Annotated in this window: 1 protein-coding gene; it reads right to left on the bottom strand. The window is 65.0% G+C overall.

Translation table 11 applies throughout. The annotated features are described in order from the left end of the window. Positions 1-283: BCCT family transporter (locus P8629_RS11630; RefSeq protein ID WP_278166288.1), on the bottom strand; the 283-nt coding region annotated here is incomplete at both ends.

Here is a 283-nt window from a genome sequence, read left to right as displayed (position 1 = left end):
CCTCGGCGGCGGCCTTGCCGATCGCACCGGTGCCGTCCATGTCGATCTTGATCGCCGTCCCGCCGAAGACCGTGAACCAGGCGAAGAAGACGAGGCTGGGCACGCCCATGACGCCGAGGACGAATTCGCGCACGGTCCGCCCCTTGGAGATCTTCGCGAGGAAGACTCCGACGAACGCACCCCAGCTCAGCCACCACGCCATCATGAAGTAGGTCCAGTACTGGTACCAGCCGACTGCATCGGAGGTCAGCGGGGTGAGCAGGCTCGTGGTGAAGAACTCGCC

Origin of the sequence: Hydrogenovibrio sp. 3SP14C1 (assembly GCF_029625905.1) — a bacterium.
GTDB lineage: Bacteria > Pseudomonadota > Gammaproteobacteria > Thiomicrospirales > Thiomicrospiraceae > Hydrogenovibrio.
The sequence above is the reverse complement of the archived record's forward strand: the minus strand, read 5'-3'. Positions and strand labels throughout refer to the sequence as shown.